The sequence below is a fragment of the Arthrobacter zhaoguopingii genome (assembly GCF_009828605.1).
In the GTDB taxonomy this organism is placed as follows: Bacteria; Actinomycetota; Actinomycetes; order Actinomycetales; family Micrococcaceae; genus Arthrobacter_D; species Arthrobacter_D zhaoguopingii.
Map to the genome: position 1 here is coordinate 439,578 of NZ_WIAE01000002.1, position 26,765 is coordinate 466,342.

Below are 26,765 nucleotides of genomic sequence, written 5' to 3' on the forward strand. Positions count from 1 at the left end.
GGTGGAAAGGCTGTGAAAGGTAGGAAACTGCGGGCACTTACGGGCGGTGGGTTCCGCCGCCGCCGGACACCGTGCCGGCGTGGGCCGAGATGTGGTCGAAGAACCCGTACTCGAGGCCTTCCTGGGCGGTGAACCACTTGTCGCGGTCGTTGTCCTTGAGGATGGTCTCGACGCTCTGGCCGGTCTGCTCGGCAGTCAGCTCAGCCATGACCCGCTTCATGTGGAGGATCAGTTCGGCCTGGATGCGGATGTCGGAGGCGGTACCGCCGATGCCACCGGAGGGCTGGTGCATGAGGATGCGCGCGTGGGGGGTGGCGTAACGCTTGCCCTTGGTGCCGGAGGACAGCAGGAACTGGCCCATCGAGGCGGCGAGGCCGGTGGCGACAGTGACCACGTCGTTCGGGATGAACTGCATGGTGTCGTAGATGGCCATGCCGGCGGTCACCGAGCCGCCGGGCGAGTTGATGTACAGGAAGATGTCCCGCTCCGGGTCCTCCGCCGAGAGCAGCAGGAGCTGGGAGCAGATGACGTTTGCGTTGTCGTCCCGCACCTCGGAACCGAGCCAGATGATGCGCTCCTTGAGGAGCCGGTTGAAGATGTAGTCATCGCGTCCGCCCGGATCGGCGGTCGCCATGCTGGGGGTGGTTGGTTCGGTTGCCATTCTCGTTAACCTCTCACTCTGGCGGGCGCTTCCCCGAGAGGGGCTGCCCGTCCGTTTGTCTCACATTGGACACTAACCCGCCCCGGCGAATTTTTGCTCCTGCTCCGGGAACTGTTCGCTGACGGCGCACCACCCCGGGCCGGGCATTTCCGGTCGGAACCGGGGCCGCCGGGGCAACGCAAAAGACGCCGCGGCCCGGGGGGCCGCGGCGTCTTTTCACGCTGGTGGAACGGGATCAGGCGCGCTGTGCGTCGTCGCCCTCGGCGACCTCGGCAGCCGGCGCGTCCTCGACGGTGTCGTCGACGTCGACGGTCTCGGTGTCATCGGCGCCGGGACGCACGAAGTCGGTGAGATCGACGGCGTCACCGTTGGAGTCGGTGACCTTCGCCAGTTCGAGGACCTTGGCCAGGGCCTTGCGGCGCCGGACCTCTCCGACGATCATCGGGACCTGGCCGCTGGAGTCGAGCATCTGGGCGAACTGGTTCGGCTCCATGCCGTACTGGCTCGCGGTCGAGACGATGTAGTCGATCAGTTCGGCCTGGCTGACCGAGACCTCTTCCTTCTCGGCAACGGTGTCGAGGATGATCTCGTTGCGGAACGCGCGCTCGGTGTTGGTGCGCACCTCCGCACGGTGCTCCTCGGTGTCGTGCTCTTCGCCGGCGTTGCCGGCGTTCTCGGGCTTGAAGTGCTGCTCGAGCTGCTCGGCGATGACGGCCTCGGGGACGGGCACCTCGATCATCTCGACGAGCTTGTCGAGGACCTTGTCGCGGGCTTCGACGCCCTGGTCGACGATCTTGCTTTCGGCGGCGCGCTTGGTGAGGTCCTCGCGCAGCTCGGCTGCGGTGTCGAACTCGCTGGCCAGCTGGGCAAAGTCGTCGTTGACCTCGGGGAGCTCGCGCTCCTTGACGGCCTTGACGGTGACGGTGACCTCGGCGTCGGCGCCGGAGTGCTCGCCGCCGGCGAGCTTCGTCGCGAAGGTGGCGGACTCGTCGACGCTCAGGCCGGTGACGGCCTCGTCCATGCCCTCGAGCATGGTGCCGGCGCCGACCTGGTAGGAAAGGTCCTGCGCGGAGTCGACCTCTTCGCCGTCGACCTTGGCGCTGAGGTCGATCGTCAGGAAGTCCCCGTCCGCGGCCGGGCGGTCGACGGTGTTCAGCGTGCCGAAGCGGCTGCGCAGCTCGTCCACGGCCTTATCGATGTCCTCGTCCGATGCCTTGGCGGCCTCGACGGTGACCTCGATGCCCGAGTAGTCGGGCAGTTCGATCTCGGGGCGGATGTCCAGCTCCACGGTGAAGACGAGCTGGCCGTCCTTCTTCGCGGGATCCGGAACCTCGGTGATCTCCACCTCGGGGCGGCTCAGCGGCCGGATTCCGGTCTCCTTGACGGCGTTCTGGTAGAACCCGTCGAGCCCGTCATTGACGGCGGTCTCGATGACGTAGCCGCGGCCAACGCGCTGGTCGATGAGCTGCTGGGGAACCTTGCCCTTGCGGAATCCAGGAACCTGCACCTGACCGGCGATCGTCTTGTAAGCCGCGTCGATGTTCGGCCTGAGTTCCTCGAACGGGACCTCGACATTGAGCTTCACCCGCGTGGGGGAAAGGTTTTCGACAGCGCTCTTCACAGCGTAGGACTCCTGAGTGATTGGGATAGTTTCCGTATTGAAAACGAGGACTCGGTATCCGGAAATACTGGGGTCCTCGACATACGGAGTCGGGGTGACAGGAGTTGAACCTGCGACTTCCTGCTCCCAAAGCAGGCGCTCTACCAAGCTGAGCTACACCCCGAGAGTGCGAGAGCCAGTCTACGTAACTTTGACCCCCGTTGCACATTTGGCGAATGCAGCCCACCTGTGGTGTAGTTATATGCGTTCCGGAGAGCCTCTGAGGCCCGGAATCCGGGGATGTAGCTTAATGGTAAAGCCTCAGTCTTCCAAACTGATTACGCGGGTTCGATTCCCGTCATCCCCTCGGAAACGAAAAACACCCGGACGTCTGAGACGTCCGGGTGTTTCTGTGTGCGCTGCCGTGGGGGCGGGCCGCAGTGCCTAGTCGGGGACGTCCCCGGTGGCTTCGTAGTCGGCGATCTTGCCGATGCGGCGCACGTGGCGGTTGTCGTTGCTGAACGGCTCGGCGAGGAACGCCTCGATGATTGAGGTCGCCTCCTCGACGCTGTGCTGGCGCCCGCCGACGGCGATGATGTTCGCGTCGTTGTGGTTGCGGGCCAGCCGGGCGGTGTCGAGGTTCCAGGCCAGGGCGGCGCGGATGCCGCGCACCTTGTTGGCGGCGATCTGCTCGCCGTTGCCGGACCCGCCCAGCACGATCCCGAGCGCCTCCACCCCTGCGGCCTGGTCGGCGACAACGGCGAGGGCCGCGTTGATGCAGAAGCGGGGGTAGTCGTCCTCGGGGTCGTACTCGGCCGGGCCGTGGTCGACCACGTCGTAGCCGGCGGTGCCGAGATGGCCGACAAGGTGGGCGCTGAGCTCCATCCCTGCATGATCTGTGGCGAGGTGGACACGCATGAGCATTCCGTTCAGTCGGGGGTGGTTCCGCCTCCAGCCTACTGCCAAGGCGCCGGGGCTTCCGCTCCCCCGGGCACGACGCCCGGCCCACCCCGAGTGCACCCGTTTACCGGAAGTCGGTCCGTCGGAACGCCCAAAGGGAGGTGCTCAAAAGGAAAAAGTGGAAGAATACGAAACGCTGCGCAGGGCAACCCCGACGCGGCGTCCTTGTTCCCCACCCTGGAGGCGACCCCTTGCCCGGCATGAACCTGACGCGCAGTGAAGCCAGCGTCCGCTCCGAACTCCTGCAAGTCCACTCCTACGACATCAACCTTGACCTGATGCGCGGGGAGCGCGTGTTCGGCTCGAGGACGGTGATCCGCTTCGATGCGGCCCAGGGCGCCTCAACCTTCATCGATGCCGTGACCGACACGGTGCACCGCGTGAGCCTCAATGGCGTGGAACTCGATCCAACTCAGGTCGCCGACGGGCACCGCATCGCCCTGCCGGACCTCGCCGCCTCCAACGAGCTCGTCGTCGACGCCGACATGCTGTACATGAACACGGGCGAGGGCCTCCACCGCTTCGTCGATCCCGTGGACGGCGAGGTCTACCTCTACACCCAGTTCGAGGTTCCTGACTCCCGGCGCGTGTTCGCGGTGTTCGAGCAGCCAGACCTGAAGTCGACCTTCCGCTTCACCGTGACCGCGCCGCCGCACTGGGATGTCATCTCCAACTCCCCCACCCCCGAGCCCGTCGCCGCCGCCGCTGCCGGCGAGGAGCCGGCACGCTCCACCTGGTCGTTCGAGCCGACTCCGGTCATGTCCTCCTACGTCACGGCCCTGATCGCCGGGCCGTACCAGGCGGTGCGCAGCGAACTGACGAGCGCTGACGGGCGCACCATCCCGCTTGGGGTCTTCGCCCGCCGGTCCCTCATGCAGCACCTCGACGCCGAAAACATCTTCAAGCTCACCCGCCAGGGCTTCGAGTTCTACGAAAAGCAGTTCGGCACGCCGTACCCCTTTGAGAAGTACGACCAGCTGTTCGTCCCGGAGTTCAACGCCGGGGCCATGGAAAACGCCGGTGCGGTGACGTTCGTCGAGACCTACGTCTTCCGCTCCCGCGTCCCCGAGGCCACGGTGGAGCGCCGGGCCATCACCATCCTCCACGAGCTGGCCCACATGTGGTTCGGCGACCTCGTCACCATGAAGTGGTGGAACGACCTGTGGCTCAATGAGTCCTTCGCCGAGTACATGTCGACCCTGGCCGCCGCGGAGGCGACGGAGTTCACCCAGTCCTGGACCACGTTCGCCTCGCTCGAGAAGTCCTGGGCGTACCGCCAGGACCAGCTGCCCTCAACGCACCCGATCGTCGCCGAAATCAAGGACCTCGATGACGTCCAGGTGAACTTCGACGGCATCACCTATGCCAAGGGCGCCTCGGTGCTCAAGCAGCTGGTCGCCTGGGTCGGCCAGGAGAAGTTCATGGAGGGCGTGCGGGAGTACTTCTCCCGGCACTCCTGGAAGAACACCGAGCTCAAGGACCTGCTCGTCGAACTCGAGAAGGCCAGCGGGCGCGACCTCACCCGGTGGTCCTCGCTGTGGCTGGAGACCGCCGGCGTGAACACCCTGCGCCCCGAGTTCACCGTGACCGAGGACGGTGTGATCACCGCCTTCTCCATCGAACAGTCCGCGCCCGAGGACTACCCCACCATCCGCCCGCACCGGCTCGCGGTCGGCTTCTACGACCTCGACGACGAAGGCCGGCTGACCCGGGTGGCCCGGATGGAGCTCGACGTCGACGGTGAGCGCACCGAGGTTCCCGAGGCCGTGGGGCAGCGCCAGCCCGCCCTGGTCCTGCTGAACGACGACGACCTCGCCTACGCCAAGATCCGCCTTGACCCGGCGTCGCTGCGCACCTCCATCCGCCACCTGCGGAACTTCGCCGATTCGCTGGCCCGCACCCTCGTGTGGGGGTCGGCGTGGGACGCGGCGCGGGACGGCGAGACCCCGGCGCGGAACTACGTCGAACTGATCATGCAGAACATCGGCGAGGAATCCGATTCCTCGGTGGTCCTCGTGCTGCTCCGCCAGCTTGCCGCCACGCTCACGTTCTACGTCAACCCCGAGGACCGGCAGGCCATGAGCGACGCCGTGGCCGACAGCCTGCTCGAACTCTCCGAGGCGGCCGGGCCCGGCTCAGACTCGCAGCTCCAGTTCATTAAGGCGTTTGCCACCCATGCCCGGACCGACGCCCAGCTCGACGTCGTCGAGGCGATCCTGACCGGCACCTCCGTCCCTGAAGGGCTGACGGTCGACCCGGACCTCCGCTGGGAGCTGCTCACCTCACTCGTCGCCGGGGGCCGGTACGGGCAGGAGCAGATCGACGCCGAACTCGAGGCCGACTCCACGGCGACCGGCCAGCTTGCGGCCGCCCTGGCACGCGCCGCGGTGCCGACCGCGGAGGCCAAGGCCGACGCCTGGACCGCCATCGTGGAGCGCAGTGACCTGCCCAACGCCGCCCAGCGGTCGGCGATCCAGGGTTTCACCCGCGTCCACGACACCGCACTGCTTGAGCCGTACGCCGCGAAGTACTTCGACTCGGTCCGGGAGGTCTGGGACTCGCGCACCTACGAGATCGCCCAGCAGATCGTCGTCGGCCTGTACCCCTCCCGGCTCGTCTCCGAGGGCACGCTCGAGCGGACCGACGCGTTCCTGGCCGAACTCGGCGACGAGATTCCGTCGCTGCGGCGCCTGATCCTCGAGAACCGCGACGGCGTGCAGCGGGCGCTGCGCGCCCAGGCCGTGGACCGGTAGCCCGTGAACCTCTCCGAACATCGATACAACGTGGCGGTGAAGTGGACGGGGAACCTCGGCACCGGCACCTCGGGCTACCGGGAGTACAGCCGGGAGAACGAGGTCACCGCCCCCGGGCTGCCGCTCCTTCCGGGCACCGCCGATCCGACCTTCCATGGGCAGAAGGACCGGTGGAACCCGGAGCAGCTGCTCCTGGCCGCCCTGTCCCAGTGCCACCTGCTGTCCTACCTGCACGTGGCAGTGAAGGCGGGCGTGACTGTGACCGCCTACGACGACGACGCCGAAGGCTTTCTGCGGCTCAACCGCGACGGCACCGGCGAATTCACCCGCGTTCTCCTCCGTCCCCGGGTGACGGTCGCCTCACCGGAGGACGTCGAGAAGGCCACCGGGCTTCACGCCCAGGCCGCTGCGACGTGCTTCATCGCCCGTTCGGTGAACTTCCCGGTCGACCATGAGCCCGTCACGGTCCTGGCGGACCCGGCGGTAGCCTAGTAACAGCAGCGCCGCCGGACCCCCGCACCGGGCGGGAGCTGGCCCCGCGGCACCCACGAAGGAAGCAGTAACACCGGCATGGAACTCTTTCCGGAGCTTGGCTACGGCGGGCGCGTCATCGGCGCGGTCCTCATCCTGATCGTCGCCCTCATCCTCTGGCTCATCGTCCGCTACCTGGTGCACCGGTCTGTGACCCGGGTCCAGAACGGCTATAACGTCTTCAAGAAGCCCCACTTCCGGTGGGCGCAGCCAGTACTGCGCTCACTCGACACCGGGCGGCGCAGCCAGCGGGCCGAGACCATCGGCGGACTCCTCACCAGCGTCGCCGCCGTGAGCCTCGCCGTGATCGCCATCACGATGGCCCTGGGCGAATTGGGCCTGCAGATCGGCCCCATCCTTGCCAGCGTCGGCATTGTCGGCATTGCCATCGGTTTCGGCGCCCGGGAGGTTATCCGGGACGCGTTCCTCGGCTTCTTCATCACCATCGAAGACCAGTACGGCATCGGGGACACCATCGAGATCGGTGAGACCGTCGGCGTGGTGCAGTCCGTTGGTCTGCGCATCACGCGCATGGTCGATGCGAACGGTGCCATCTGGTACGTGCGCAACGGCGACATCACCAAGGTGGGCAACCGCTCGCAGGGAAACTACATCGAGCCGGCGCCGGCGGACCAGCCGGAGACGGCAGGAGAGAAGCCATGACCGAACCCGAGCCGATGCTCCAGGAGACCATTCCGCTGACGGCTGGACGGCCGCCCCTGCCTGCGGACCGGGTCATTCAGGTCGGGCAGGGCTTCACCCAGCCCGACTACAACTTCTACGAGGCGGTCGGCGGCCACCCCGCCTTCGTTAAACTGATCGACGTCTTCTACGACGGCGTGGCCCAGGACGAGATCCTGCGGCCCATGTACCCGGAGGAGGACCTCGGGCCGGCCAAGGAGCGCCTGCTGCTGTTCCTCGAGCAGTACTGGGGCGGGCCTAAGACCTACGGCGAGCAGCGCGGACACCCGAGGCTGCGCATGCGCCACATCCCCTTCCAGGTCACACCGAAGGCCCGCGACGCCTGGCTGCGCCACATGCGCACCGCCGTCGACTCCCTGGACCTCGCCCCTCTGCACGAAGCGACCCTGTGGGACTACCTCGACCGGGCGGCACAGTCCATGGTGAACGCCGCCGACCCGGCCTGACCTCCCCCCCCCCCCCGCCGTGTCGACCCGGCCTGACCTCCACCCCATCGAGGACGCACCAATTACCGGCGGCACGGCCCGTTGGCGGTCGATGCTGCACCCTCGATGGTGGTGTGAGCCGGAGCCCGCAGCCCGTGCTTTGCCCCCATCATCGAGGACGCACCAATTACCGGCATCGCGGCTCATGGGCGGTCAGTGCTGCGTCCTCGATACTGCGCCGGAACGCGCCGTGGGTGTCCCGACCGCCGGCCCGCGGCCGGTGGAACTCTCAAGGGCGTCTAGAGAACCGCGGCGGCCCGCACCAGCACATGCCCGCGCGACGTGCTCAGCCGGGTCCACCGGCCGTTGGTGAACAGCGACGGCGTTTCACCGTCAGCGAGGAACCCCAGGGCGAAGGCGCCGAAGGCGGCTCCGGCCGGCAGGCCCGCGGGGGCTCCGGGGATCGCCCTCCCCCAGACCGTGCCGCGCCGGTTGTTGACCATCAGCGCTCCGGCGCGGTCGGGAAGGCTGCCGGCGACGTCGGCGATCCCGGCCCTCGCCGCCTCTTCGAGTGCGTCGGTGGCGAGCGTCCCCGCAGGCTCCCAGCCGGAGCGGGGCGGCAGCACTCCGGCCCAGTTCTGCCGCAGTGTCGTCGTCGGGACGGCGAAGACGACGTCGTCCCGCATGCGCGCCAGCCGGTCGGAGACCGAGGCCAGCGCCACCGTCACATCGACGCGGGCCGGCTCCGCGAGGGGCATGGTGCGCAGTCCGAGCACCGTGGGGATCGCCTCACCGAGCACAGCGGGTCGCAGCATGCAGACGTAGGCAGCCAGGACGGTTCCCGAGGCCTGGAGCCGCACGGCGCCGTCATCGGTTGCCCGCGCCCGCGCCGTGAAGGTGCGCAGGTCGGCCGAGACCTGGGCATCGGGGAAGACGAGGTGCGTTGACTCGAGTGCCCCCGTCACTGCCGGGCCCACCGTCCGCAGGAAGCGGGGAACTGGACGACCGTGGCGGTGTGACCATGGGTATCGCCGTCGCCGCAGCGCGGCGGGAGAAGGACTGGGAGGGTACGGGGCATGGATCCATCCTCTCAAACCCGCCGCCCGCGGACCATTCGGCCGGACCGGTGGCCGGAGCGCCGGGTGCCGCCTTGAGGCGCCGGTATCGGTACGTCTAAGGTCAGCAGTAGGCCCGGACGCCTGCGCCAAGGATCCGGAGAACGCACCCGCCCCGAGGAGACACCGCCCCATGGCCGCAGAGCCCCGCACCGACCCCACGCTCTCGCTGCTGTCCCTGCTCGACCTGAGCAGCGCCGACGGCGCGCAGACCGACGAGGACATCTTCGTTGGGACTTCGGCCCCCCAGCCGGGCAAGCGGGTGTTTGGCGGGCAGGTGCTGGGACAGTCGCTCATTGCGGCGATCCGGACTGTCGAGCCCACCCGGGAGGTGCACTCGATGCACGCCTATTTCCTGCGGGCCGGCGACGCCGACCTGCCCATCACCTTCGGCGTGCAGCGCCTCCGTGACGGCAGGTCCTTCTCCGCCCGGCGCACACACGCCTACCAGGACGGCGTGCCGATCCTGTCGATGATCGCCTCCTTCCAGGAGCCCGACGAGGGCCTGACCCACCAGGACCCCATGCCCTCGGGCGTGCCGGACCCGGAATCGCTGCCGAGCACCGCCGACCTGCTGGGCGGCTTCGACCACCCGGTGGCCAAAGCCTGGGCCTTCGACCGCCCCTTCGACGTCCGTCACCTCGACTCCCCGCTCTACGTCAGCAACGACGGCGTCCGCGAGCCGCGCAACGCCGTCTGGATGAAGACCTTCGGCCCGATGCCCGACGACGACGGGCTGCACCGGGCGGCCCTGGCCTACGCGAGCGACTACACGCTGCTCGAGCCGATCCTGCGGCCGCACGGGCTGAGCTGGATCCACCCGGGAATGAGCGTGGCCAGCCTCGACCACGCCATGTGGTGGCACCGCCCGGTGCGGGTCGATGAATGGCTGCTGTATGTGCAAAGCTCCCCCAGCGCCTCGGGTGCCCGCGGGCTCGCCGCCGGGAAGATCTACAACCGGGCCGGGGACCTCGTGGCCAGCGTGGCGCAGGAGGGCATGGTCCGCGTGCCCCGGGAGGGCTGAGTACCCCGGCTTTCCCGGCCGGCCGGGCATTCCGCTCCCGGCCCGGACGACGCCTCCGCTGGACCGCACCGCGGCTCCCGGCACAGTGCAGAAAGACACGGACCGAACGGTCCGTGTCTTTCTGCGTTTATCCTTCGCGCGGCCTGCCGTTGCTGGCGGGCGGAGGCGCCGACCGGCCGGAGCCGGTCGGCGTCCGCCGTCGACCGTTGCCTTAGCCGCGGGTCAGGCGGCGGTGGGTGACCCGGTGCGGCTTGGCCGCGTCGGGGCCCAGGCGCTCGATCTTGTTCTCCTCGTAGGCGTCGAAGTTGCCCTCGAACCAGTACCACTTGTCCGGCTCGGCCTCGGTGCCCTCGTAGGAGAGGATGTGCGTGGCCACCCGGTCAAGGAACCACCGGTCGTGCGAGACGACGACGGCGCAGCCCGGGAATTCAAGCAGCGCGTTCTCGAGGCTCGAAAGGGTTTCGACGTCGAGGTCGTTGGTGGGCTCATCGAGCAGGAGCAGGTTGCCGCCCTGCTTGAGGGTCATGGCGAGGTTAAGGCGGTTGCGCTCACCACCGGAGAGCACCCCGGCCTTCTTCTGCTGGTCGGGGCCCTTGAAGCCGAACGCCGAGACGTAGGCCCGGGACGGCATTTCGACCTGGCCGACCTGGATGAAGTCATGACCACCCGAGACGACCTCCCACAGGGACTTGTTCGGATCGATTCCGCCTCGCGACTGGTCGACGTAGGAGATCTTGACCGACTCACCAATGCGCAGCTCGCCGTCGTCAAGCGGCTCAAGCCCAACGATGGTCTTGAACAGCGTGGTCTTACCCACACCGTTGGGGCCGATGACGCCCACGATGCCGTTGCGCGGCAGCGAGAAGGAGAGCCCGTCGATGAGCACGCGCTCGTCATAGCCCTTGCGCAGGTTCTTCGCCTCGATGACCTGGCTGCCCAGGCGCGGTCCCGGCGGGATCTGGATCTCTTCAAAGTCGAGCTTCCGGGTCCGCTCGGCCTCGGCCGCCATCTCCTCGTAGCGGTTCAGGCGCGCCTTGGACTTGGTCTGGCGGCCCTTGGCGTTCGAGCGCACCCATTCGAGTTCCTCGGTGAGGCGCTTGGACAGCTTGGCGTCCTTCTTGCCCTGGACTTCGAGGCGGGCCCGCTTCTTCTCCAGGTAGGTGGAGTAGTTGCCCTCGTAGGGGTAGAGGTGGCCGCGGTCGACCTCTGCGATCCACTCGGCCACGTGGTCGAGGAAGTACCGGTCGTGGGTGACAGCCAGCACGGCGCCCTGGTAGGCGGAGAGGTGCTGCTCGAGCCAGAGCACGCTTTCGGCGTCGAGGTGGTTGGTGGGCTCATCGAGCAGGAGCAGGTCCGGCTTCTGGAGCAACAGCTTGCACAGGGCGACGCGGCGGCGCTCACCACCGGAGAGCACGGTGACGTCGGCGTCCGGCGGCGGGCAGCGCAGGGCGTCCATGGCCTGCTCGAGCTGGGAGTCGAGGTCCCACGCGTCGGCAGCGTCGATGGCCTCCTGCAGCTGTCCCATCTCGGCCAGGAGCGTGTCGTAGTCGGCGTCCGGATTCGCCATCTCCTCGGAGATTTCATTGAAGCGCTCGATCTTGCCGTAGATCTCCGCCACGCCCTCCTGGACGTTGCCGAGCACTGTCTTCTCCTCGTTCAGCGGGGGCTCCTGAAGCAGGATCCCGACGGTGTAGCCGGGGCTCAGGCGCGCTTCGCCGTTGGAGGGGGTGTCGAGGCCGGCCATGATCTTGAGGATGGTGGACTTACCGGCACCGTTCGGGCCGACCACGCCGATCTTTGCGCCGGGGAAGAAGGACATGCTCACGTCGTCGAGGATCACTTTGTCGCCGACGGCCTTGCGGGCCTTGGTCATTGTGTAGATAAATTCCGCCATACCACTAAGGCTAGTGCGTGGCAGGGTATATCTCACATTCCGCACAGAGCCGCTCCATCCCGTGTCAGTGGGCGGCACCGGCCTTCGTGGCTGACCTTCCTCCACCGTCTGCCAGGTCGCCTTCCCCGCCTTCGGGCCCATGTTCTGCGTCGAGTCCTTCCACGGTGCCCAGGTTGTCCGGCGCATCAAGGATCTGACCGGTGGCAGGGTCGACACCCTCCGGCACCGGGCCGTCCACCCCGTTTCCGGGTTCCTGGGTCTTCTCGGTCTTCTCCGTCTTCTCCGTCTTCTCCGTGGAACTCCTCCGGAACGCCGCGGTCCCCCACATCAGGTCGTGGCCGACCGACTCCGCGTCGATCTCCACCGAGGTTCCGGTCCGCCCGTCCTCCGTTGACCACGGACGGACCTTCAACCGTCCGTAGACGACGACACGGTCGCCCTTCTTCAGGCTCGCCGAAGCGTTAGTGGCAAGCTGGCGGAACATCGAAATCGAGTACCAGTTCGTGTGCCCGTCGACCCAGGCCCCAGCCTCCCGGTCGTAGCGCCGTTCGGTCGTACACATGCGGAACCCCGCAATCGGCAGGCCGCTGGGCGTGAGCGCCAGCCGCACCTCCGTGGCAACGTATCCCCGCACCGTGATGGTCTCGCTCATCGCTGTTCCTTCCGCCCGGAATCGCCTTGGACCGGCCGAACACCGGCCCTGGTGAAAGTCTGCTCAGGTCCAGCCGGGTTGGTCCCGGATGGGCCGCGTATGTGGACATCTGGAGGGCACCGACCTGGCCCGGGGCTGGGTTTTCGGCGCGTCCGGGCGGACGCCGGAAGTTAGCATGGGGACGAACCCGAGCTGCAAAGGGGACAGCATGGCTGGACATACCCGCCGAACCGGAATCCTGCCCGTTGCAGGGGCCGCCGCGGCAATGGCACTGATCGCCTTTCGAGCCGCTCTTCGACGGCGGACTGCCCGCCGCCGGGCCACCCGACGGGCTGCGGTCGCCATGCCCGCCGGCACGGGGACCGCCAACACCCGCACCGCCGCCGCGGGTACGGCCACCACTGGTACGGCCACCGCACGGACCATCGGCATCCTCTCGGACTCCCACGCTTACGGGAAGCATTCGTGGTGGCGCCAGACGGTCGTTGCGGGCGCCGTGCCCGGGCTTCGGCTCGGGCCCTACGAATCCCATCCCGGGGCGCAGACAGTGGGCCTGGTCGACCGCCTCGATGCGGCGGTCCGACAGGCGGACCTGGTGGTGGTGCAGGCCGGAACCAACGACATCCGCAAGGGACGGTCTTCAGAACAGGCCGCCGAGGGCGTGCGCGTGCTCTGGGACGGGATCACCGCACGCGGCGCCGCGCCCGTTGCTGCCCTCGTGCCGCCGTCGGACACGCAGCCCGCCCTCGCCGTCGAGCTGAACCGGCTGCTGAGGACTGCCGCGAAGGCCCGGAATATGCCCCTGCTCGATGTGTACACCCCGGTGGCGGCGGCCGACGGGTCGTGGCGCGCCGGGCTCAGCAACGATGGGATCCACTCCAACCGGAAGGGCTCGGACCTGATGGCGGAGGCGGCCCGCGGGCAGCTGGCCGGGCTGACGAACTGAACCCGCACGACCCCGGCCGCATGCACTGAAAGCGGGGATCAGGCTGCCGGCCAGAGCGGGCCGACGGACAGCTGCCCGACATTAACGGAAAGCGGCCCGACCGGACGGAAGCCCGGTCGGGCCGCTTTCTTGAGTGCCCCCGGCAGGATTCGAACCTGCGACCAGAGGATTAGAAGGCCCCTGCTCTATCCCCTGAGCTACGGAGGCATCACAGCCAGTTTACTATGCGGGACGCGACCCTCCGGAGAGATTCGCTGCCGGAGGATCCCGCAGCCGGACCTAGTCGGTGGGTCCGAAGGAGACCTTCAGCTCGAGCCGGTGCTGGCCGTCGGGGTCCTGCGAGTAGGTGGCCTTGCCCGAGATTCCGGCGAGTCCATCGGTTCCCGAGCCCGGAACGATGTGCCCGGAGGCGGCAGCCTCGGAGCCCTCCGCCACGCCCCAGTGCTGCACGGTCATTGAGCCGGACCGTCCGCTCACATACCCGGTGAACTGCTCGGAGGCGACGTATCCGGCACCGAGGTCATTGCCCGCCATGAGCAGTTCGGCGGTGCTCATGCCGGAGATCTCCCCGGTGAACACTTTTACCGCCCGCACCCGGGACAATTCGCAGCTGCTCCCCTCCACCTGGTAGGGGTGGGGGTCCCATTCGGTGATCTCATATTCGCCGCGGAACAGGGTTTCTTCGAATTCGGTCATCCTCCAAGTATCACCGCTGACGGCGGCAACCGCATGCCGGGCGATGCTGTCGCGGCCCGGCCGAAGTTCAGCCGGAACCGGAATCCGCTGTCCTCAGCGCAGCATTCCCGGACCCCGGGGACGGAACCGCCGGCGGAAGAGGACCTTGGTGCGCGGGTCGAGGAAGACGAGGTACAGGGCGAAGGCGAAGGCCACCACGGCCGCGAGCTGGCGTGCCACCGCCAGACTAAGTTCGAAGTAGGGGAAGATGTCCAGCTGGTCCGAAATGGCGTAGATCATGAAGAAGGAGACGGTGAAGTACAGGGTCTTCACCTGCCAGTCCTCACGGATCCCCGTCACCGCGAACAGTGGGATGAGCCACACCACGTACCAGGACTGGATGATGGGCGCCAGGAGGACGACAGCGGCGAGCGCCAGGGCCAGTCTGCGCACGAGGCGCGCATGGCTCCCAAGGAAGATCTGGTGGGCGATGATGGCCAGCGAGGCGACCCGCGCCGCCTTGTGCACGAGGTCGGCCAGGAACCACCCGTCCAAGCCCAGGGCACCGGCGAGGGTGGCGACAACCAGGCCGAGGTAGCCGATCGGTGCGTACCAGATCCAGATGCTCCCCGGCGTGCTCAGCGCCCCCACCCAGCCGAAACCGAAGCCGTTGATCAGTCCCAGAATCCACAGCAGGCCCAGCGAAAGTCCCGCGGTCATGCCCCAGTAGACGAACTTGCGCTTCCACGACGCCCCCTTGCCGGCCCACATCAGTCCGATGAACGGCAGGAAGAGAAGGGTGATGGGTTTGATGGCGACCGAGAGGGTCACCAGGAGGATGCCCCGGAGCGGGCGGTGAACCGCGGCGAGGTACAGGCCGGCGAGCGCCAGGCCCAGCATCAACGCATCGTTGTGGATGGAGGCGACGAAGTTCGTCAGGAACAGCGGGTTCGCGGCGGTCAGCCACAGGGCGCGGTTCGCATTGATGCCGTGAAGCGCTGCAAGTTTGGGCACCATCACCACACACAGGGCCACCCCGGCCAGGGCGATCACCCGGAAGAGAATGATGGAGAAGTCAGGCTGCCCGCCGGTGATGCGGACCACCAGCTCCTCAAGCCAGAGGAACACCGGGCCGTAGGGGGTGGGGCTCTGGGCCCAGAGGTCGTCGGCGCCGATCTGCAGGTAGTTCGAGATCTGCGAATAGCCGTCTCGATACGGATTGAGGCCGGCGACCATCACCTGCCCCTGGGCGATGTACGCGAAGACGTCCCGGCTGAACAGCGGCAGCGCCACCGCCATGGGCGCCGCCCAGGCGATCACGGCCTTGAGCACGTAGGGGCGCGTCTCCGGCCCCCAACCGTGCAGGCGCTGCCCGAGGCGCAGCCAGGACCGGACCAGCAGCATCCCGCCCACCGCCAGAACCAGCACCGACACCACGGCGCCGGCGGGTTCGAACCTCAGCCAGATGATCAGCGGGATTCTCCGCAGTTCAACCGACGCCAGGGAAAGCCACCCGACCCCGAGGGATCCGGCCCACATCATCAGTGAGCCGATGAATCCCTGGAGGATCGCCGTGTTCGGCCGGTCGACGCGCGGTGCCGATGAGGGCTCAGTCACTGGGACCTGGGCGGTCATCTACGGGTATCCAATCGTTGGTCGGCACTGGCGGGACTGGGCGCACCACTACCCTCGGTCAGCAGCACCGGATCGGACGACGGAGCGGAACGACCGGGCACCCGGTGGTTCCCGATGCGCGGATCGGGCGGCCCGGAGCTTCCGGCACGGCCGGCCTCGGGTATCCGCCCAGACTGCCTCGATATTAGCACCGGCACTGCGCAGCACGGCCCCGCGGGGGCCGCCGCCGGACCCGCCGGAGGCCCCCGCAACCTCCTCCTAGTACCGCACCGGGAGCCGCCGGACCGCCGCTGACGGACTGCGTCAGCGCGGTACATTGGTCGGGTGCCAATCTCAAATGAACACATCGTCTGGATCGACTGCGAAATGACCGGCCTCAACCTTGAGACCGATGCCCTCATCGAGGTGGCCGTCCTGGTCACCGACTCGGAACTGAACGTCCTGGGCGACGGCGTCGACGTCGTCATCGCTCCGGACCCGGCGGCCCTGGCCCAGATGGGTGATTTCGTCCGCACCATGCACACCACTTCCGGCCTGCTGGAGGAGCTTCCCCAGGGGATGTCCATAAAGGAGGCGGAGGAGAAGGTGCTCGCGTATATCCAGGAATGGGTGCCGGAGCCGCGGAAGGCCCAGCTTGCGGGCAATTCGGTCGGGACCGACCGCAACTTCCTTGCCCGGGACATGCCCCGGGTCATCGAGCACCTCCACTACCGGATCATCGACGTCTCGACGATCAAGGAACTGGCACGCCGGTGGTTCACCCGTGCCTACTTCCAGGCCCCGGCCAAACTCGGCGGACACCGGGCGCTGGGAGACATCCAGGACTCGATCCGTGAGCTTCGCTACTATCGGCGGGCCGTGTTCGTGCCGAGCCCGGGCCCGGATTCGGCGGCGAGCAAGGCCCTGGCGCAGGAACTGGACGCCTGACCAGCCGGCCCGGGTGCCCGGTCGGCCGCGCCGGAAGGGGCGGTGGCAAAAGCATCCGAAAAAGTGTGTAAACTTGTTTCCGCTGCCTTTAGCGAATCGATCCGGGGCCCGAGTGCAGACCGGGCCGGGGAACGAAAAGGCTGCATGGTGGGTATAGCTCAGTTGGCAGAGCGCCTGGTTGTGGTCCAGGAGGTCGCGGGTTCAACCCCCGTTACTCACCCGAAGAGGCCGGTCGTTTTTCAATGGCCGGCACAACGAGCCGCCTCGGAGATCCTCCGGGGCGGCAGTTGTTTTTTCAGGGCTTTGCCGGCCGGTGAAGGAACCGAGCCATTGACACGCTGTGGAGGAATGCCGCATGGAGCGCCGAGTGTTCGAAGAAGATCACGAGCTTTTCCGCGAAGTTGCCCGCGAGTTCAACGTCCGGGAGGTCGCCCCGCATTACGCGGAGTGGGACAGGGAGCACCGCATGCCGCGCAGGCTGTGGGAGGCCGCCGGCGAGCAGGGCCTGCTTGGGATGGCCGTACCGGAGGAGTTCGGTGGGGCCGGAATGTCCGACTACCGGTTCCGGGCCGTCCTCGATGAGGAGTTCGCACGGAGCAACCACCTCGCCGTGGGCCTCGCCTTCCACCTCCACGACGACATGGTCCTGCCGCACCTGCTGGCCTACGGCTCCGATGACCTCAAGGAACGCTGGCTGCCCGCCATGGTCTCCGGCGAGAAAGTCACCTCGGTGGCGTGGACCGAACCCGGCGCCGGCAGCGACCTTCGCGGAATCCGCACCAAGGCCGTCCGTGACGGCGACGACTGGCTGCTTAGCGGGCAGAAGACGTTCATCGGCAACGGCATCACCGGTGATGCCTCGCTCGTGCTCGCGCGCACTGACGGCGGAAGCGGGCGCGGTGCCAGCGACTCCTTCACGCTGTTCATGGTGGAGAAGACCGAGGGCTACTCGACCGGCCGGCAGCTGGACAAGATGGGCCTGAAGGCCTCGGACACCGCCGAACTGTTCTTCGACAACGTGCGGGTGCCCGGCAACAACGTCGTGGGCGAGGTCGGCTCGGGCCTGCGCTACAGCATTGAGCAGCTCCCCCAGGGCCGGCTGGGCATTGCGGTGGCATCGGCCGCCGTCGCCCGCGCCATCTATAGCCAGACGCTCACCTACACACGAGAACGCAACGCGTTCGGCGAACGGATCCTGGACTTCCAGAACACCCGGTTCGAACTCGCCGACATCCTCACCGAGGTCGAGGTCACCGAGACCTACGTGGATTCGGCCATGACGGCCTTCAACGAGGGCGGGCTCGACGCCGTCTCCGCCGCCCGGGTTAAGCTCTGGGCCAGTGAACGGGTCAAGTCCATCACCGACCGCTGCCTCCAGCTCCACGGCGGGTACGGCTACATCCTTGAATACCCCGTGTCGCAGGCTTTCCTCGCCGCACGCCTGCTGACCATCTTCGGCGGCACGAGCGAAATCATGCGCGAGACCGTGGGACGCTCGATCGCCGGCTAGCGGCAGCGCCACGTCAACATCCCGGGAGGTTCCTGGCCGTCCTCCCGGCACCACCGGAAGGACCCATGGCTGTTCACCCAGTGACCATCGTCGGAGAACCCGTCCTGCACCGCAGGGCGGCCGAGGTCGAGACGTTTGACAACGAGCTCCGCGCCCTAATCGCCGACATGTTCGAGACCATGGACAAGGCCAACGGCGTCGGGCTCGCCGCCCCGCAGATCGGCGTGGGCCTGCGTCTCTTCGTGTACGGCATGGCCAACGACGACGGCGTGCCGCCACGCGGCGTCCTGGTCAACCCCACGCTGGTCACCTCCAAGATCTCGGGCGCCGAGCCGGACCCCGAGGAGGAGTCCGAGGGGTGCCTCTCGGTGCCCGGCGAGGCCTATCCGCTGAAGCGGGCCGAATGGGTGAAGGTCACCGGCGTCGACGGCGACGGGAAGCCCGTCGAGTTCGAGGCCACCGGCTGGTTCGCCCGCTGCATGCAGCACGAGTACGACCACCTCGACGGGAAGCTGTACGTGGACCGGCTCAACGCCCGCCAGGGCCGCAAGGCCAAGAAGGCGGTGAAGGCCCATGGGTGGGGCATTCCCGGCCTCACCTGGCTGCCGGGAGTCGACCCGGATCCGTTCGGCCACTGACGCACCATTCCACACACGAGCCGGCTGCCATCCGGCGGCGGACGTGGTCAGGGTGGTTGGGCGCTGTGGAGGATTGAGTGCAGTCAGGCGCCGTCGGGCGCTGTCAAGGGTGGTTGGGCACAGTCAGGCGCGGCCGTGGACAGGGTGGTTGGGCACAGTCAGGCGCGGCCGTGGACAGGGTGGTCGAGCGCAGTCAGGCGCGGGCGGCGTCCGCCTCGGGGGCCGGCTCGAGGTCCTCGAGCCGCTGCACCCGGCGCAACGGCCCCATCAGGGCGATGAGCGGTGCCCCGCAGGCGATGAGGACGCCGATCAGCACAGCCTCCCGCACCCCGAAGAGATGGGCGAGGATCCCCGCGGCGAAGCTCGCAAGGGCCAGCATCCCCCAGCTCACCGTGCGGGACGCGGCGCCGAGCCGGCCCATCATCCCCGGGGGGCAGACCTGCTGGCGGAAGCTGGCGCCCACGACGATGTTCCAGGCCACCGAGGCGCCCATTACGAACATTCCCAGGACGCCGATCAGCATGCCCCACCCGGGGGTCATCACGAGCAGCGACCCGTAGCCCGCCACTCCGGGCACCATCGACCAGCGCCAGAGCGGACCGGACCCGAACCGTTCGCTCATGGTCTTGGCCGAGATTCCCCCGACCGCTCCTCCCGCGGAGGCACTGGCGAGCAGCAGGCCCAGCCACACCTCGGATTCGCCGAGCGTGCGCAGCACGAGCAGCACGATCAGGGACGCGGCGATATTTCCGCCGAGGTTCCACAGCGCCGCGTTGAACAGGATGGCCCGCAGCGGCCCGGTGCTGAAGGTGTACTTCATGCCATCGGCCATGTCGCCCAGCAGCCGGTGTTCGGTCTTTGCGAGCTTCACCTCCTGCACCTTCAGGCGCGAGACCGCCGCGAGGGACACCAGCGAGGCCCCCACCTGCACGAGGAGTGAGTTGGACGCTCCGGCAATCGTCGTCAGCCAGCCGGCGAGGGAGCGTCCGGCCGCATCGGCCGCTGCTCCCGAGCCGGTCATGAGCCCGTTTCCCTCGACGAGTTCATGCCTTGAGACGGCCTGCTGCACCAGGGCCGTGTCGGCAAGGTTGAAGAACACCGACGTGAGTCCGGCGGCGAACGCGACGGCGAACAGATGGACGGTGGTGAGCATGCCCAGCCAGTAGGCCAGCGGAAGGGTCAGCAGGACGGCGACCCGCACGGCCAGCGACCAGAGGATCACAGGCTTGCGCGGGAGCCGGTCGACCCAGACGCCGATGACAAGGCCGAAAAGCAGCCAGGGCAGGAACACCATCCCGGCGAGGGCGGCGACTTCGAAGTTGCTCGCGTCGAGTTCTACGGCGGCCACCACCGGCAGGGCGACGGCGGTCACGGCGTTGCCGAAGACCCCCGCTGTGCCCGAAATCCACAGTGCCCGGAAGTCCGCATTGCGCACCAGAAGGTGCCTTCGCGGCGGGGCTGTGTCGGTCATTGACACAGAGTAGCGGAGCGCGTGTGATTGCTATCACTCGGGCGGGGTTTCGGAAAGAAAAACTTACCCTTGGGTTGACCCTTTTACTAAATCTACCTATTGTTTGCGGCGGCATTACCATGCGGTAACCTGGCCCGCGCCGGTGGCCGGTGAGGGCCGGTCGAGGGATGGGCCGACCGGTACGCCGGGTTCTGTTCTCCCGCTCCGTTGCCGGTGCGGGAGCGGCGGCCATCCATCTACGAACGCCGTTGCCGACGCCCTCCAGCGGCCTACCCGGACACTCGGGCGAGCAGCCCTCAAACGCGCCCTGTCTGGCCTTGCTCCGGGTGGGGTTTACCGAGCCATGCCGGTCACCCGGCACGCTGGTGGTCTCTTACACCACCTTTTCACCCTTACTTCCTCCGGCCGCGAGGGCCCCGGGAAGCGGTCTGTTTTCTGTGGCACTGGCCTGCGGGTTACCCCGAGTGGGCGTTACCCACCACCCTGCTCTGCGGAGCCCGGACGTTCCTCGGTGACTGCGGCATCTTCCGACCCCGAGCCAACGCGGCCGCCTGGTCGACCCATCCGCCTCCAAGTGTACGGTGAACGCGGACGCGGGCCGGAATCGGTAGAGTATTCGGGTGCTGATCCTGCTGCCCCCGTCCGAAGGTAAGTCTGCGGCGGCCCAGGGCGTGCCGGTCTCCCTGGACAATCTCCACTTCCCCGAACTGAACCCCGCCCGCGAGCGGGTCCTGCGGGCCCTGCGCGACGTCAGCGCCACAGCCGACGCGCACGAGGTGCTCGGCGTCGGCGCATCGCTCGGGGCCGAGGTCCTGCGCAACACCGTCCTCCACACCGAGCCCGCGGCCCCGGCCCACAGCATCTACACGGGCGTCCTCTACGACGCGCTGGACTACAGCGGGATGACCCCCGCGCAGCGCCGGAAGGCCCGGGAGCACATCGTGGTCGTCTCGGCGCTCTGGGGCGCGGTGCGCTTCGGCGACCCGATTCCCGCGTACCGCCTGGCCATGTCGGTGACGCTGCCCGGTGCAGGGAGGCTCGGCCCCTTCTGGAAGAGCGTCCTCGACGCTCCGCTGCGCGCCCACTCCGAGGGGTCCCTGATCATCGACTGCCGCTCCAGCACGTATGCCTCGGCGTGGACTCCCCCGGCCGAACGCACCGTCGCCGTCAACGTCTTCTCCGAACGGGACGGGAGGCGCACGGTGGTGTCGCACTTCGCCAAGCACACGCGTGGCGCCCTCGCCCGGCACCTGCTGACGCGGCGGGGCAAGGCGCCCTCGACGCCGGATCAGCTGCTGTCCGCGGCGTCCGAGGCGTGGAAAGCGGAGCTCGAGCCGGCCTCCGGGAGGAAGCCGGCCCGCCTGAACCTCGTCCTCGACGCCTGAGGCCGGCCCTGGCGCGGCCGCGTCCACTGCTCAAACGGGCCCGCTGCATGAACGGGTGCGCTGCATCAACGGGTGCACTGCTGGGCAACGCGCACTGCCGAACCGGGTGCGCTGCCGGAAGCTGAAATACTGCTAACCGGCGTCGGCGACCAGTTCCACTTCGAACCCTTCGGCGTTCTCGAGGTACGCCGCATAGTGGTCGGCTCCCCCGGCGAACGGGTGCCGCTCCGGGAAGAGCAGCGTCCAGCCGTGGCTCGCGGCACGGCGGGCCAGCAGATCCACCTCGCTGCGGGTGCCGGCACGGAAGGCCAGGTGGTTTACGCCGGGTCGGCGGCGCTCGTGCGGTGCCGCCTGGACGTCGGGCCCGGACTCGAGAACGAGGTAGAACCCCTCGCCGCTGTAGCTGACGCCGTCGGCCCAGGAGTCCTTCTCGGCGAAGCCCAGGCGCTCCAGCAGCCAGCCAAGGCTCTTTCTTGCGGCCCCGAGGTCCGCGACCCATACCTCGACATGGTGCAGCCGCCCGGGCGCACGCGGCGGTGCCGGCGGCTCGGAAACCGCCTCAGGTGCCTTCGCCGCCGAGGCGGGAGTGCGCGGCTTCCACGAAACTCCTGCCATCCCGGCGTCCATCGCTTCGTTCGATAGCCGGTCGGCGTCCTTGTTCCGTTCCCGCGGGATCCACTCATAGGTCACCCGGCGCGGATCGACGATCTTCCGGGCCTTCGCGGCCAGGGTGCGCATATCGGCGTGCTTGATCTGCCAGCGGCCCGACATCTGCTCGACGACGAGCTTGGAGTCCATCTTGACGTGGATCCTGCTGGCCGGATGGATCCCGTTGGCCAGTTCAAGGCCCGCCACGAGCCCTGAATACTCGGCCACATTGTTCGAGGCCTTCCCGATGTACTCGGCCTTTTCCACGAGGATCGAGCCGGTCTTCGGGTCGCGGACCAGGGCGCCGTAGCCGGCGTGCCCCGGGTTGCCGCGCGAGCCGCCGTCGGCCTCGACGACCAGCAGCGGTGCATCCCCCGACGGATCCGCGCCGGCGCGGGCATGCGGATCGAACAGTTCTGCGTCAAATCCCACGGGTGTCAGTGTCCCCACTCCGCGGAACGCACCAGGATGGAGCCCGAGTCGGGGCACATCACGATGTCGTCCGGCGCCGCCTTGGAGATGTCAGCGAGGTCGCCGGGGCTGAGCTGCATGCCCGAGCCCTCGGACTTGCCGTGGAAAAGCCTCGCCGCGCCGACGCCGCGGCGTGCCAGCGTCTTCTCGTAAAGGCCGAGCAGTGCGGCGTCGAAGGTTGAGGCGAGCTCATCGCGCTGGACCTGCACCTCGGCGCGCTGGGCCCCGAGCGTTTCGAGCTCGGCATCCCGTGCCGCTTCAAGGGCCGCCAGTTCGCTGCGGACGGCGTCGGTGCGCTGCTGGACCTCCTGCTGCGCGGCGCGGGCCTGCTCGACCCGCTCCATGACATCGAGTTCGACGTCTTCGAGATCCGAGCGCCGGCGGGTCAGGGAGGCGACCTCGCTCTGCAGGGCCGTGAGGTCTTTTGAGGTTCCCGTGCCGCTGTTGAGCCGCTGCTCGTCGCGCTCCAGGCGCGTGACGACGGCCTGCACGTCGTCCTCGGCGCGGGTCAGCTCCCGCTCGAGGTCGGCCAGTTCGGTGGTGGCCTTGACCAGTTCGCCGTCGACCGTGGCGACCCTCGCCTGGAGGGCTGCGATCTCGGGGTTGTTCCGCACCACCGCGGCCTGCCGCTGGAGCTGGTTCAGCCGGGAGTCAAGCGCCTGCAGATCCAGCAGTCGCAGTTGTTCCTCTGGTGGAGCCTTGGCCACGGTTAACCTCCGGTGTGTGGGCGACTGACGTTCTTTCCTAGCCTATTGCACTGACGGCGGGGGCCTCCACGGCGCCCGTCCCGCCGGCTGCGCCATCAAAAGCCCGGGCGGGTGGCCGACCGGGCGCGGGTTCCGCCCGGTCGATTACTGAGGCGGGTCTGCTCAGGGGTGGCCGGGGGTGAGGACAAAGTCCCAGGGGTCGGTGTTGACGCTGCTGACCCGGATGTCGGTCAGGAAGCCCTGGTCGGTCAGGACGTTGCCGAGCGCCGCGGCGGCCGGCGTGAGCCAGAGCCATTCACTGCCGAAGTGCGACACGTCGATCAGGTAGGGCCGGCCGCCGGCCGCCCGCTCCCGGGCCTCGGACGCCGGGTGGTGGCGGAGGTCGGCCGTGACGAACACGTCGGCCTGGCTGGCGCGCACGGCGTCGAACAGGCTGTCGCCGGCGCCGCCGCAGACGGCGACCCTGCGGATCAGCCCGTCCTTGTCCCCCGCGACGCGGACGCCGCCGGCCACCGACGGAAGGATGGAGAAGACGGACTCGGCGAAATCGGCGAGGGTGGTGGCATCCGGGAGGTTTCCCACCCGGCCGATGCCCTCCTCGGGCAGGCCGTCCTGGGAGCGTACGAGCGGTTTCACCTCACTGAGCCCGAAGGCGTCGGCCAGCACGTCGGACACCCCGCCCACGGCACTGTCACCGTTGGTGTGGACCGTGGCCAGGGCGCAGCCGCTTTCGATCAGCCGGTGCAGCACCTCACCCTTCGGCCCGGTGGCAGCCACGGAGTTCACCGGCTTCAGGAGCAGGGGGTGGTGGGAGATGATCAGCTGCGCACCCCAAGCGAGGGCCTCGTCGAGCACCTCGCTGGTGGGATCGACGGCGAAGAGGATGCGGCTGACCTCGGCGTCCGCACGGCCGGCCACGAGGCCGACGGCGTCCCAGCCTTCGGCGAGGCTTTCGGGCCAGAGTTCCTCGATGGCCAGCAGGACCTCACCGACCGTCGGAACCGTTTCCGTCCCGATTTGTTCCGGGCTGGAGGGCTGCGGGTTCTCTTCCATAGGACCAGTTGTACCCCGCGCGCCGCGCCGCCGACCAATTATGTGGTCTCGATCAACTTCGGCGTGTCGCGGCAGCATCCGGCAACCCGGCTGGTATCGGGCGGCACAGAGATGCAGGTGTGCCCCTTGCCACTGATGGGAATCTTCTGGGGGTCCCGCGCATTGTACAAAGTATGAAGACTTTTGTGCTTGGCGGAGGCTGCTTCTGGTGCCTCGACGCCGTTTACCAGCAGACACGCGGCGTGACAGAGGTCCTCTCGGGATACGCCGGAGGACATGAGCCCCACCCGAATGACGAAAACATTGCCACGGGCCTGACCGGCCACGCCGAGGTCGTCGCCGTGACCTTCGACGAGACCGTCATCCCGGCCGAGGCCATCCTCGACATGTACTTCGTGTCACACGACCCCACCACCCTGAACCGCCAGGGCTACGACGTCGGACCCCAGTACCGTTCGGCGATGTTCTACTCGGACGACGAGCAGAAGAAGCTCTTCGAAGAAGCCATCGAGCGCAACCAGGAGAACTGGGACAACCCCATCGTGACCGAGGTGACGAGGCTCCCCTCCTTCCACCTGGCCGCCGAGTACCACCAGAACTTCTACGCGAAGCACCCCGAGCAGGGCTACTGCCAGGTGATTATCAATCCCAAGCTCGCCAAGGCGCGCAAATATTACGCACAATGGCTTGCCGCGTAGTCGAGGCACCAGCCGGGAACTAGGCTGACTCCGGCAGCCCAGCGCCCCTAGTTCCCTTATCCACCCGTCCCCCGCGGCAGACCAGATCAGGCAGGCTCATTACATGGCACGGATTTACGATGACGTCACCCAACTGGTCGGCGGTACGCCCCTGGTACGCCTCAACCACCTGGCTGAGGGCCTGGGGGCGGACGTGGTGGTCAAGCTCGAGTTCTACAACCCGACCAACAGCGTGAAGGACCGCATCGGCGTCGCGATCGTCGACGCCGCGGAGCGCTCCGGTGCGCTGCGCCCGGGCGGCACCATCGTCGAGGGCACCTCCGGCAACACGGGCATCGCCCTCGCCATGGTCGGCGCTGCCCGCGGGTACAAGGTCATCCTCACCATGCCGGAGACCATGTCCACCGAGCGCCGCGTCATGCTCCGCGCCTACGGCGCCGAGATCGTCCTGACCCCCGGCTCCGAGGGGATGCGCGGAGCGGTGGAACGCGCCAAGGAGATCGTGGCGAACACCGACAACGCCATCTGGGCCCAGCAGTTCGCCAACGCCGCCAACCCGGAGATCCACCGGACCACCACCGCCGAGGAGGTCTGGGAAGACACCGCCGGCGCCGTCGACATCTTCGTCGCCGGCGTCGGCACCGGCGGCACCATCACCGGCGTCGGGCAGGTCCTCAAGAAGCGCAAGCCCGGAGTGCAGATCGTCGCCGTCGAACCGGCCGACTCCCCGATCCTCAACGGAGGGGCGCCGGGCCCGCACAAGATCCAGGGCCTGGGCGCGAACTTCGTGCCGGAGATCCTGGACACCGATGCCTACGACGAGGTCATCGACGCCTCCGTCGAAGACTCGGTGCGCGTTGCCCGCGCCCTGGGGACGAAGGAGGGAATCCTCGGCGGCATCTCCTCGGGAGCCATCGTCTGGGCCGCCCTTGAGCTGGCCAAGCGGCCCGAAAACGCCGGTAAGCTCATCGTGGCGGTGGTGTGCGATTTCGGCGAGCGGTACATCTCCACGGTGCTTTTCGACGACATCCGCGCCTGACCCGCCCTCTACGAGGAGGAAGCCTTGAGCTTTTTAGGGAGACTGCGCGAGGACCTGGAGACGGCCCGCACCCACGACCCCGCGGCGCGCGGGGCTGTCGAGAACACCCTGGTGTACTCCGGCCTGCACGCCATCTGGGTGCACCGGCTCACGCACCGGATGTGGACCCGGCCGGGGCTGCGCCTTCCGGCCCGCATCCTGGCCCAGTTGGCCCGGGCCGCGACCGGAATCGAGATCCACCCCGCGGCGGTCATCGGACGCCGTTTCTTCATCGACCACGGCATGGGTATCGTGATCGGTGGAACCGCCGAAATCGGTGACGACGTCATGATGTACCAGGGCGTCACCCTGGGCGGGCGGTCCCTGGAAAAGGTTAAGCGCCACCCCACCATCGGCGACGGAGTCACCATCGGCGCCGGGGCGAAAATCCTCGGCCCCATCACCATCGGTGCCCGCAGCGCCGTGGGAGCCAACGCCGTCGTCGTCAAGAGCACGCCGCCGGAATCGATCATCACCGGGATCCCCGCGACCTACCGGCACCGCGACGCCCGCCGGGAGACCCTGCCCGCCGTGGATCCCGCCGAGTACGTCGACCCTGCCATCTACATCTAGCTTCTCCACGCACGACAAAGGCCCCGGTTTCCC

The 26,765-nt window shown here is 68.0% G+C and carries 25 protein-coding genes, 4 tRNA genes and 1 other RNA gene; 15 read left to right on the forward strand and 15 right to left on the reverse strand.

From position 1 onward, the window contains the following. Nucleotides 1-37: 37 nt before the first annotated feature. From GVV77_RS04960 to GVV77_RS04970, 3 genes are all read right to left on the reverse strand, one after another. Nucleotides 38-634, reverse strand: coding sequence for an ATP-dependent Clp protease proteolytic subunit (locus tag GVV77_RS04960; RefSeq protein ID WP_133402674.1), 597 nt, complete (start codon nt 632-634; stop codon nt 38-40). Between the two features lie 262 nt (nt 635-896). Then, nucleotides 897-2,282 carry a trigger factor gene (tig, locus tag GVV77_RS04965; protein WP_159616891.1) on the reverse strand — a complete coding sequence of 462 codons (1,386 nt, stop codon included), beginning with the start codon at nt 2,280-2,282 and terminating at the stop codon, nt 897-899. Between the two features lie 89 nt (nt 2,283-2,371). Continuing rightward, nucleotides 2,372-2,445, reverse strand: a tRNA-Pro gene (locus GVV77_RS04970). A gap of 112 nt (nt 2,446-2,557) precedes the next feature. On the opposite strand from GVV77_RS04970, the gene GVV77_RS04975 reads away from it, so the two are divergent. Then, a tRNA-Gly gene (locus GVV77_RS04975) sits at nt 2,558-2,628 on the forward strand. A gap of 77 nt (nt 2,629-2,705) precedes the next feature. On the opposite strand, the gene GVV77_RS04980 is transcribed toward GVV77_RS04975, so the two are convergent. Further along, a complete protein-coding gene (locus GVV77_RS04980; RefSeq protein WP_159616893.1) occupies nt 2,706-3,179 on the reverse strand; it encodes a ribose-5-phosphate isomerase in 474 nt (157 codons plus the stop codon). Between the two features lie 242 nt (nt 3,180-3,421). Here GVV77_RS04980 and pepN point away from each other — a divergent pair, with 242 nt between their 5' ends. The 4 genes from pepN to GVV77_RS05000 all read left to right on the forward strand — a co-directional run bounded on the left by pepN (nt 3,422) and on the right by GVV77_RS05000 (nt 7,653). After that, nucleotides 3,422-5,974, forward strand: coding sequence for an aminopeptidase N (pepN, locus tag GVV77_RS04985; protein WP_159616895.1), 2,553 nt, complete (start codon nt 3,422-3,424; stop codon nt 5,972-5,974). Between the two features lie 3 nt (nt 5,975-5,977). Next, nucleotides 5,978-6,466, forward strand: coding sequence for an OsmC family protein (locus GVV77_RS04990; RefSeq protein WP_159616897.1), 489 nt, complete (start codon nt 5,978-5,980; stop codon nt 6,464-6,466). A gap of 78 nt (nt 6,467-6,544) precedes the next feature. Beyond that, nucleotides 6,545-7,168 carry a mechanosensitive ion channel family protein gene (locus GVV77_RS04995; RefSeq protein ID WP_159616899.1) on the forward strand — a complete coding sequence of 208 codons (624 nt, stop codon included), beginning with the start codon at nt 6,545-6,547 and terminating at the stop codon, nt 7,166-7,168. Further along, nucleotides 7,165-7,653, forward strand: coding sequence for a globin (locus GVV77_RS05000; protein ID WP_281350576.1), 489 nt, complete (start codon nt 7,165-7,167; stop codon nt 7,651-7,653). Before GVV77_RS04995 ends, GVV77_RS05000 begins: the two co-directional genes overlap by 4 nt. A gap of 278 nt (nt 7,654-7,931) precedes the next feature. Here GVV77_RS05000 and GVV77_RS05005 read toward each other — a convergent pair whose 3' ends face one another. Further along, nucleotides 7,932-8,597 (reverse strand): DUF8185 domain-containing protein, encoded by a 666-nt coding sequence (locus GVV77_RS05005; protein ID WP_159616901.1) that lies wholly within the window; start codon nt 8,595-8,597, stop codon nt 7,932-7,934. 283 nt (nt 8,598-8,880) lie between these two features. Between GVV77_RS05005 and GVV77_RS05010 the strand changes: the two genes are divergently transcribed. Continuing rightward, entirely contained in the window at nt 8,881-9,771 is an 891-nt protein-coding gene (locus GVV77_RS05010) for an acyl-CoA thioesterase (RefSeq protein WP_159616903.1), read from the forward strand. Nucleotides 9,772-9,982: 211 nt separating this feature from the next. Here GVV77_RS05010 and ettA read toward each other — a convergent pair whose 3' ends face one another. Then, on the reverse strand, nt 9,983-11,665 hold the full coding sequence (ettA, locus tag GVV77_RS05015; protein ID WP_159616905.1) for an energy-dependent translational throttle protein EttA: 1,683 nt from the start codon (nt 11,663-11,665) through the stop codon (nt 9,983-9,985). 64 nt (nt 11,666-11,729) lie between these two features. Continuing rightward, complete coding sequence (locus tag GVV77_RS05020) at nt 11,730-12,317, reverse strand: single-stranded DNA-binding protein (RefSeq protein WP_159616907.1); 588 nt, start codon at nt 12,315-12,317, stop codon at nt 11,730-11,732. Nucleotides 12,318-12,525: 208 nt separating this feature from the next. Between GVV77_RS05020 and GVV77_RS05025 the strand changes: the two genes are divergently transcribed. Continuing rightward, entirely contained in the window at nt 12,526-13,263 is a 738-nt protein-coding gene (locus GVV77_RS05025; RefSeq protein ID WP_159616909.1) for an SGNH/GDSL hydrolase family protein, read from the forward strand. Between the two features lie 134 nt (nt 13,264-13,397). Here GVV77_RS05025 and GVV77_RS05030 read toward each other — a convergent pair. From GVV77_RS05030 to mptB, 3 genes are all read right to left on the reverse strand, one after another. Beyond that, a tRNA-Arg gene (locus GVV77_RS05030) sits at nt 13,398-13,470 on the reverse strand. A gap of 72 nt (nt 13,471-13,542) precedes the next feature. After that, a complete protein-coding gene (locus GVV77_RS05035; protein WP_159616911.1) occupies nt 13,543-13,959 on the reverse strand; it encodes a DUF3224 domain-containing protein in 417 nt (138 codons plus the stop codon). 93 nt (nt 13,960-14,052) lie between these two features. Further along, nucleotides 14,053-15,555, reverse strand: coding sequence for a polyprenol phosphomannose-dependent alpha 1,6 mannosyltransferase MptB (gene mptB, locus GVV77_RS05040; protein WP_425483338.1), 1,503 nt, complete (start codon nt 15,553-15,555; stop codon nt 14,053-14,055). A 342-nt stretch (nt 15,556-15,897) separates the two neighbouring features. Between mptB and orn the strand changes: the two genes are divergently transcribed. From orn to def, 4 genes are all read left to right on the forward strand, one after another. Next, nucleotides 15,898-16,500 carry an oligoribonuclease gene (orn, locus tag GVV77_RS05045; RefSeq protein WP_159616914.1) on the forward strand — a complete coding sequence of 201 codons (603 nt, stop codon included), beginning with the start codon at nt 15,898-15,900 and terminating at the stop codon, nt 16,498-16,500. Between the two features lie 147 nt (nt 16,501-16,647). Then, nucleotides 16,648-16,720 (forward strand) — tRNA-His (locus GVV77_RS05050). Nucleotides 16,721-16,855: 135 nt separating this feature from the next. Continuing rightward, nucleotides 16,856-18,010 (forward strand): acyl-CoA dehydrogenase family protein, encoded by a 1,155-nt coding sequence (locus GVV77_RS05055; RefSeq protein WP_159616915.1) that lies wholly within the window; start codon nt 16,856-16,858, stop codon nt 18,008-18,010. Nucleotides 18,011-18,075: 65 nt separating this feature from the next. Next, nucleotides 18,076-18,648, forward strand: coding sequence for a peptide deformylase (gene def, locus GVV77_RS05060; RefSeq protein ID WP_159616916.1), 573 nt, complete (start codon nt 18,076-18,078; stop codon nt 18,646-18,648). Between the two features lie 193 nt (nt 18,649-18,841). Here the strand turns inward: def and GVV77_RS05065 are convergent, their stop codons facing one another. Together GVV77_RS05065 and rnpB are read right to left on the reverse strand one after the other, a co-directional pair. Further along, complete coding sequence (locus GVV77_RS05065) at nt 18,842-20,119, reverse strand: MFS transporter (protein ID WP_159616917.1); 1,278 nt, start codon at nt 20,117-20,119, stop codon at nt 18,842-18,844. A gap of 164 nt (nt 20,120-20,283) precedes the next feature. Further along, nucleotides 20,284-20,682, reverse strand: an RNA gene (rnpB, locus tag GVV77_RS05070) — RNase P RNA component class A. 57 nt (nt 20,683-20,739) lie between these two features. On the opposite strand from rnpB, the gene GVV77_RS05075 reads away from it, so the two are divergent. Next, a complete protein-coding gene (locus tag GVV77_RS05075; RefSeq protein WP_159616918.1) occupies nt 20,740-21,504 on the forward strand; it encodes a YaaA family protein in 765 nt (254 codons plus the stop codon). Between the two features lie 132 nt (nt 21,505-21,636). Here the strand turns inward: GVV77_RS05075 and GVV77_RS05080 are convergent, their stop codons facing one another. The 3 genes from GVV77_RS05080 to GVV77_RS05090 all read right to left on the reverse strand — a co-directional run bounded on the left by GVV77_RS05080 (nt 21,637) and on the right by GVV77_RS05090 (nt 24,383). Further along, on the reverse strand, nt 21,637-22,584 hold the full coding sequence (locus GVV77_RS05080; RefSeq protein ID WP_343033036.1) for a reverse transcriptase-like protein: 948 nt from the start codon (nt 22,582-22,584) through the stop codon (nt 21,637-21,639). Nucleotides 22,585-22,589: 5 nt separating this feature from the next. Then, on the reverse strand, nt 22,590-23,330 hold the full coding sequence (locus tag GVV77_RS05085) for a zinc ribbon domain-containing protein (protein ID WP_159616919.1): 741 nt from the start codon (nt 23,328-23,330) through the stop codon (nt 22,590-22,592). A 162-nt stretch (nt 23,331-23,492) separates the two neighbouring features. Then, nucleotides 23,493-24,383: a Nif3-like dinuclear metal center hexameric protein gene (locus tag GVV77_RS05090; RefSeq protein WP_159616920.1), complete on the reverse strand. Its 891-nt coding sequence runs from the start codon at nt 24,381-24,383 to the stop codon at nt 23,493-23,495. A gap of 173 nt (nt 24,384-24,556) precedes the next feature. Between GVV77_RS05090 and msrA the strand changes: the two genes are divergently transcribed. The 3 genes from msrA to epsC all read left to right on the forward strand — a co-directional run bounded on the left by msrA (nt 24,557) and on the right by epsC (nt 26,732). Continuing rightward, on the forward strand, nt 24,557-25,081 hold the full coding sequence (msrA, locus tag GVV77_RS05095; RefSeq protein WP_159616921.1) for a peptide-methionine (S)-S-oxide reductase MsrA: 525 nt from the start codon (nt 24,557-24,559) through the stop codon (nt 25,079-25,081). Nucleotides 25,082-25,184: 103 nt separating this feature from the next. Further along, on the forward strand, nt 25,185-26,120 hold the full coding sequence (gene cysK / locus GVV77_RS05100; protein WP_159616923.1) for a cysteine synthase A: 936 nt from the start codon (nt 25,185-25,187) through the stop codon (nt 26,118-26,120). A gap of 24 nt (nt 26,121-26,144) precedes the next feature. Beyond that, nucleotides 26,145-26,732, forward strand: a complete 588-nt coding sequence (gene epsC / locus GVV77_RS05105; protein WP_159616925.1) for a serine O-acetyltransferase EpsC — start codon at nt 26,145-26,147, stop codon at nt 26,730-26,732. Nucleotides 26,733-26,765: the final 33 nt, after the last annotated feature.